This window comes from Streptomyces flavofungini (assembly GCF_041028215.1).
Lineage (GTDB): Bacteria > Actinomycetota > Actinomycetes > Streptomycetales > Streptomycetaceae > Streptomyces > Streptomyces flavofungini_B.
In genome coordinates, this window is the sequence record NZ_JASKYR010000548.1 from 1 (window position 1) to 4,904 (window position 4,904).

Consider the following 4,904-nt stretch of genomic DNA (forward strand, 5'->3'; position numbering starts at 1 on the left):
CCCCGTACTCCCCCCGTGTCCCCCTCCGATCCTCAGGCGACCAGTTCGCCGAAGGACTCCTCCTGGTCACGGCCGAAGCTGAGGACCTCGTCCTCACGCAGCCGGCGGAGCGACCGCCAGATGCTGGACTTCACCGTGCCCACGCTGATGTCGAGGATGTCCGCGATCTCCGGGTCGGTGCGGCCCTCGTAGTAACGCAGGACCAGCATCGTGCGCTGGAGTTCGGGCAGCCGGGCCAGGGCCTGCCACAGCACGGCGCGCAGCTCGGTGCCGCGCATCGCGTCCGTGTCGCCCGCCGTCTCCGGCAGCTCCTCGGTCGGGTACTCGTTCAGCTTGCGGCGGCGCCACGCGCTGATGTGCAGATTCGTCATGGTGCGGCGGAGGTAGCCCCCGACCGCGGCCTTGTCACTGATCCGGTCCCAGGCCCGGTACGTCGAGAAGAGGGCGCTCTGGAGCAGGTCCTCGGCCTCGTACCGGTCGCCGGTCAGGTGGTAGGCGGTTGCGTACAGAGAGGCGCGGCGTTCCTGGACGTAGGCGGTGAACTCCGCCTCCGACAAGGTCTTCCGCTCCCCCGAGTCCTCTCCGTACGCGCTTCCCCCGTGCGGTGCGTCAACCACCGTCATATACGTGGTGTGCTGACGCCCAGTGCCGCGAGCGCACCCCCGCCCGCTCACGGCACCGGACTTCTCAGAGCTCCGGCCGACGTCGTGGAGACGCGTGACAACTGCGCTTGACCTGGTGCTGTGCAGCGTATTCATCTCGCGCCCCCCGTCAGTGGAGTCCGGTTCGTTCGGTCTGTGCTGTGGTGCTTCTTGCGTGTGACCAAAACTCTGCCCGAGCCACTTCATGACGGTGTCCGCCGACTGTCACAGGCCTGTCACAGGGGTCCGGCACCCCTTTCGCGCGTGAGGGTGAGGTGAGGGAGCGCTCCAGCAGTCGTACTGGAGCCCTGGCATGGGACAGAATGACGTCCGTGCCTTCCCTGTTGCTGATCGAGGACGACGACGCCATCCGGACGGCCCTGGAGCTTTCGCTGACGCGCCAGGGACACCGGGTGGCCACTGCTGCCACCGGCGAGGACGGCCTGAAACTGCTCAGTGAGCAGCGGCCGGATCTGATCGTGCTGGATGTGATGCTGCCGGGCATCGACGGGTTCGAGGTGTGCCGCCGCATCCGGCGCACCGACCAGCTGCCGATCATCCTGCTGACCGCGCGCAGCGATGACATCGACGTGGTCGTGGGCCTGGAGTCCGGTGCCGACGACTATGTGGTGAAACCCGTGCAGGGGCGGGTGCTCGACGCCCGTATCCGCGCGGTGCTGCGGCGCGGTGAGCGGGAGGCCAATGACGCGGCGACCTTCGGTTCGCTGGTCATCGACCGTGCCGCGATGACCGTGACGAAGAACGGCGAGGACCTCCAGCTCACCCCGACCGAACTGCGGCTGCTCCTGGAGCTGAGCCGCAGGCCCGGTCAGGCGCTGTCGCGGCAGCAGTTGCTGCGCCTGGTGTGGGAGCACGACTACCTCGGTGACTCGCGGCTCGTCGACGCGTGCGTGCAGCGGCTGCGCGCCAAGGTCGAGGACGTGCCCTCGTCGCCCACACTGATCCGCACGGTGCGCGGGGTCGGATACCGGCTGGACACGCCTCAGTGACCAAACCGCAGGACAAGCTCCGCGCACTGCCCGCGGTGCGCAAGGCCGTGCTCTCCGGTCTCCGCTTCACGAGTCTGCGGCTGCGGCTCGTGCTGGTGTTCGCCCTCGTGGCGCTCACCGCCGCCGTCTCCGCGTCCGGCATCGCGTACTGGCTCAACCGCGAGGCCGTCCTGACGCGCGCGCAGGACGCGGCGCTCAAGGACTTCCGGCAGCAGATGCAGACCCGGGCCGGTGCGCTGCGCGCCAACCCCTCGCAGGAGGAACTGCAGATAGCGGCCGGCCAGATGGCGAGCAGCAGCCAGCGCTACAGCGTGCTGCTCGTCGACCGCAAGAAGGGCGGCGGCCGGATAGTCGGCTACTCCGACCTGGACGCCTTCACGCTCGCCAAGGTCCCCGACTCGCTGCAGAAGGCGGTGAACAAGCAGCAGCCGGTCACCTCGGGCAACGAGAGCCCCTACCACCTGTACTGGCAGCGGACCTCCGAGCACGGCACGCCGTATCTCGTCGGCGGCGCCAAGGTGATCGGCGGCGGCCCGACCGGCTACATGCTGAAGTCCCTCGAACCGGAGGCCAAGGACCTCAGCTCGCTCGGCTGGTCCCTGGCGATCGCCACCGCGCTCGCCCTGATCGGCTCCGCGCTGCTCGCCCAGGCCGCCGCGACGACCGTGCTCAAGCCGGTGCACCGTCTCGGGGTCGCGGCGCGCAGGCTGGGCGAGGGCAAGCTCGACACCCGGCTGCGGGTCTCCGGCACCGACGAACTCGCGGATCTGTCCCGCACGTTCAACAGGACCGCCGAGAACCTGGAGAAGAAGGTCGCCGACATGAGCGCCCGTGACGAGGCGTCGCGCCGCTTCGTCGCCGACATGTCGCACGAGCTGCGCACTCCGCTGACCGCCATCACGGCCGTGACCGAGGTCCTTGAGGAGGAGCTGGACGCGGAGACCGGCTCGGTGGACCCGATGATCGAGCCCGCCGTACGCCTGGTGGTGAGCGAGACGCGCCGCCTGAACGACCTCGTGGAGAACCTCATGGAGGTGACCCGCTTCGACGCGGGCACCGCGCGCCTGGTCCTGGACGACGTGGACATCGCCGACCAGATCACCGCGTGCATCGACGCCCGTGCCTGGCTGGACGCGGTCGAGCTGGACGCCGAGCGCGGCATCACCGTACGCCTTGACCCGCGCCGCCTCGACGTCATCCTCGCCAACCTCATCGGCAACGCCCTCAAGCACGGCGGTTCCCCGGTGGAGGTCTCCGTCCGCCTGGAGGACGCGGAGCTCGTCATCTCCGTACGCGACCACGGGCCCGGCATCCCCGAGGACGTCCTGCCGCACGTGTTCGACCGCTTCTACAAGGCCAGCGCCTCCAGGCCCCGTTCCGAGGGCAGCGGCCTCGGCCTGTCCATCGCCCTGGAGAACGCGCACATCCACGGCGGTGAGATCTCCGCGGCCAACTGCCCGAAGGGCGGCGCGGTCTTCACGCTGCGGCTGCCGCGGGACAGCGGGAGCCCCGAGGAGCGCGCCGAGACCGAGGGAGGAACCGCATGACCGGGCGCCGGATGCGTGCCGCTGCCCTCACCGCCGTCCTGGCGGCCGGGCTCGCCGGGTGCGGGATCAGGTCCACGGAGGTGCCGACCGACTTCGGGCCCGCCCCGTCGCGGGTGCCGTGTGTGATGTCGGGCTCCAGCATCGCCTCGCAGTCGGGCAGCGAGGTGCCGGTGCAGGTCTTCCTGGTCTGCGCGGCGCAGCTCGTGACCGTCGACAGGACCGTCCGCGTCCACGAGGACCGGGCGGGCACCGACCGGGTACGGATCGCGCAGGCGCTTCTGGACGAGCTGGCGGCGCCGCCCTCGGAGGCCGAGAAGCAGGCCGGTTTCGCCACGGACGTCCGGGGCGGGACCACGGTCTCCGGGCCGTCGAGGGGCGAGCCCGCGGAGGCGCTGCGCCTCAGCAGGCAGCCGCAGGACCTTTCCGCCTTCGCGCTCGCGCAGATCGTGTGCACACTCGCCGACAGCGCGGCGTCGGCCGACGACCAGTCGGTGATCATGGGCGGTCCCGGTGATGATCCGCTGCGGCGCTACACCTGCGCACCGGAGGTCCGGGCCCGGCCGGGCGCGGTGGAGCCCCCTTCTGAGACGGTGGAGTAACAGAAGCGACCGTGGGGTAACAGGCGGGGGGACGCGGAACCGATCCTGCCGCCTGTGACGTCTTGGGGGGCGTGCGACAAGGCTCGGGCGGCCGCATTGCCGCCATCCGCTTCCGTGCGGTGGGAGGATTCCTCCTCGCCGCACACCTTCTGCTCGTCGGATGGATCACGCTGCGTCCGCTGGACGTGCCCTGGGTGAGCGCCGCGAATCTCCAGCCGCTCGCCGGGATCAAGGCGGATCTGGCGCTCGGCGGAGTGCAGGCCACCCGCCGGATCGGCGAGGCCCTGCTGCTGCTCGCCCCGCTCGGTGTGCTACTCCCGCTGGCCGGGGGCAGACTGGCCGTCTCCCCCTGGGGTTCCCTGGTGCGAACCGTCGCCGCGGGGGCGCTGCTCTCGCTCGGCATCGAACTGCTCCAGACCGGGGTGCCCGGTCAGGTCGTCGACATCGACTCGCTGCTCCTGAACACGCTCGGGGTGGCGGTCGTCCATCTCGCGGTCGTGCCCGCCGCACGGGCCAGACTCCGCCACCGGGTGGAGCGGGAGCGGGGTGCGGCCCTCCCCCGGAAGGATCTGTCTCAGGGTCCGACCCCGACGATTCCCAGGGTCGGGATCGCACCGTAGAGCGACGCTATGCACCGCTTCGCGGCCGTAGCTTTGAGTCATCGGGGCACACGAAGAGATGCCCCTCACCCACGGTTCGCGAAGGAGCCCGACATGACCGCCCTTGCCCGCCCCACCCACGGCCGGATGATCGGCGGAGTGTGCGCAGCCCTCGCCCGGCGCTTCGGCACCTCCGCGGCCACGATGCGTGTGATCTTCGTGGTCTCCTGTCTGCTCCCCGGCCCGCAGTTCCTGCTCTATCTGGCGCTGTGGCTCCTGCTGCCCTCCGAGGACAAGGCCGCCCGCAAGGCCTGGTGAGCGAGCACGACGAAGACGACCACGGCGCAAAGGGGCGCCCCTCCCGGACGGGAGGGGCGCCCCTTTGCGTCCTGCCGCGGGGTGAGCCCTAGAGCGGCAGCCCGTTCAGGCCGTTGCCGTTCAGCGGCATGCCGCCGAGGAGGCCGCCGACCGGGCCCTTGCCGTCGGTCGGGAGCAGCGTCGGGAGGGC

Annotated in this window: 6 protein-coding genes; 5 read left to right on the forward strand and 1 reads right to left on the reverse strand. The window is 70.7% G+C overall.

What is annotated here, in order from left to right; genetic code table 11:
- Nucleotides 1–32: 32 nt before the first annotated feature.
- Nucleotides 33–758, reverse strand: a complete 726-nt coding sequence (locus tag AB8Z36_RS29280; RefSeq protein ID WP_369216400.1) for a SigE family RNA polymerase sigma factor — start codon at nt 756–758, stop codon at nt 33–35.
- Nucleotides 759–973: 215 nt separating this feature from the next.
- Here AB8Z36_RS29280 and afsQ1 point away from each other — a divergent pair, with 215 nt between their 5' ends.
- The 5 genes from afsQ1 to AB8Z36_RS29305 all read left to right on the forward strand — a co-directional run bounded on the left by afsQ1 (nt 974) and on the right by AB8Z36_RS29305 (nt 4,714).
- Complete coding sequence (afsQ1, locus tag AB8Z36_RS29285; protein ID WP_030562528.1) at nt 974–1,651, forward strand: two-component system response regulator AfsQ1; 678 nt, start codon at nt 974–976, stop codon at nt 1,649–1,651.
- The gene (locus AB8Z36_RS29290; protein ID WP_369216401.1) at nt 1,648–3,198 is read left to right on the forward strand and encodes an ATP-binding protein; all 1,551 of its coding nucleotides are present in this window, start codon (nt 1,648–1,650) and stop codon (nt 3,196–3,198) included. The genes afsQ1 and AB8Z36_RS29290 overlap by 4 nt, the downstream gene beginning before the upstream one ends.
- Nucleotides 3,195–3,797 carry a hypothetical protein gene (locus tag AB8Z36_RS29295; RefSeq protein WP_369216402.1) on the forward strand — a complete coding sequence of 201 codons (603 nt, stop codon included), beginning with the start codon at nt 3,195–3,197 and terminating at the stop codon, nt 3,795–3,797. The genes AB8Z36_RS29290 and AB8Z36_RS29295 overlap by 4 nt, the downstream gene beginning before the upstream one ends.
- A gap of 119 nt (nt 3,798–3,916) precedes the next feature.
- Nucleotides 3,917–4,417 carry a VanZ family protein gene (locus AB8Z36_RS29300; protein WP_369216403.1) on the forward strand — a complete coding sequence of 167 codons (501 nt, stop codon included), beginning with the start codon at nt 3,917–3,919 and terminating at the stop codon, nt 4,415–4,417.
- Between the two features lie 93 nt (nt 4,418–4,510).
- Nucleotides 4,511–4,714, forward strand: coding sequence for a PspC domain-containing protein (locus tag AB8Z36_RS29305; protein WP_369216404.1), 204 nt, complete (start codon nt 4,511–4,513; stop codon nt 4,712–4,714).
- Nucleotides 4,715–4,904: the final 190 nt, after the last annotated feature.